Origin of the sequence: Pseudomonas sp. BS-2016, assembly GCF_001806145.1 — a bacterium.
GTDB lineage: Bacteria > Pseudomonadota > Gammaproteobacteria > Pseudomonadales > Pseudomonadaceae > Aquipseudomonas > Aquipseudomonas lundensis.
Genome location: NZ_MLCT01000169.1, coordinates 1 through 1,571 on the forward strand (window position 1 = coordinate 1; position 1,571 = coordinate 1,571).

The 1,571-nt window shown below is 60.9% G+C and carries 1 protein-coding gene; it reads right to left on the minus strand.

Features of this window, described 5'->3' with window-relative positions; genetic code table 11:
- Positions 1–1,364, minus strand: a 1,364-nt coding sequence (locus tag BKD70_RS23415) for a diguanylate cyclase (protein ID WP_139145829.1), incomplete at its 3' end; no start/stop codon positions are given.
- Positions 1,365–1,571 lie beyond the last annotated feature (207 nt).

The window sequence follows — 1,571 nt, forward strand, 5'->3', positions numbered from 1 at the left end:
GTACGTACACTGTCTTCCAGCATCAACCGCGAGCGGGCGCGGCCGTTCATTTCCTGGTCGTAGTAACGATACTGCTGACGGCCGGCGCGCTTGGCTTCGTACATGGCAATGTCCGCGGCCCGTAGCAGGCCGCTCAAGTCCGAGCCGCAATCCGGGAACGTCGCGATGCCAATACTGACCCCAAGCATCACCTCCAGACCATCGACCTGCTGGCACACCGATACCCGCTCGATGAGCTTTTCCGCGATCTTCGCGGCCTGCTCGGGAAACTCCAGCTCCAGCAACGCGGTGAATTCATCCCCACCCATGCGCCCGAGAATGTCGTAGGAACGCAGGCATGCTTGCATCTGCTCCGAAACCCAACGCAGCACGCGATCCCCGGCGTCATGGCCCAACGTATCGTTGACCCGCTTGAAGCCATCCAGGTCCAGGTACAGCAATACCAGCGCCTGCTCGCTACGTTCGCTGCGCAGCAACGTATTCTCCATCGCCTGATGGAAACCGCGCCGGTTCAGCAGCCCGGTCAGCGGGTCGGTCACGGCCTGGAATTCCAGTTGCTGATGCAGGTGACGCACTTCAGACATGTCCAGCACCGTCACCACCATTGCCTTCTGCTCCGCAGGCAAAGGCGCGCAGGACAACGCTACCGGCACTTGCTGGCCCCGACCGGTGCGCAAAATGGCATCGTGTTGGCGCCACGTCTCGCCCCGGCGATATGCCTCGTACATGGGAAAGCCCAACCAGGCTGGCACATGGGGCTTTTGCAGGAAACTGAGGAAACTTTCGCCCTGCAACTCAGCCATCGTTGCATTCAACAGCCGGGAAATGGCCGGGTTGGCATACTCGATCACACTGTTTTCGCTCACCACCAGAATGCCCTCGGCGGCGTTATCCAGCACCGAGGCATTAAAAGCGCGGGCCAATTCCAGGTCATGGCTCAGGCGCTGCAAGGCACGGCGATTGCGCTGGTGCTCGAGCAAGGCCTGCACCTTGGGCTTGAGGATGTGCGGGTCAAAGGGCTTGAACAGGTAGTCGATCGCACCACTGGCGTAGCCTTCCAGCACCGCGTCGGGCGAATGGGCGGTGGCCGTCAGAAAGATAATCGGCGTCATGCGCGTACGCTGGCTGCCACGCATCAGGCGCGCCACCTCGAAACCGTCCATGCCCGGCATGCGCACGTCCAGCAGCACCAGGTCGACCTCGTGGGCCAGCAGTAACTCCAAGGCTTCCAGGCCAGACGCGGCGGTTATCACCCGCCAGTCGTCACGCTGCAACAGCGCACGCATGCTGACGAGGTTTTCCGGGTAGTCATCGACCACCAACAGAACCGAAATTGCATCGTCGTGTTGTGGAGCGCCATCCATGCTACGTCTCTTCCTTAGGGAGCTGCACCGGTCACTTTTGCTACCAAGGCCGGATAAACACTGAGGGCTCACTCTAGCCGCGCGGCCAAAAAAGCAGAAGTGACGTGGGTGCCCTCATTGTGCCAAAGGCCAGGAAGCCGACTAACGGTAAGGCCCTGTAGCCCGCGGTTCACGGGCGACATGGCTTTTTGACATTTAGCTGACGCC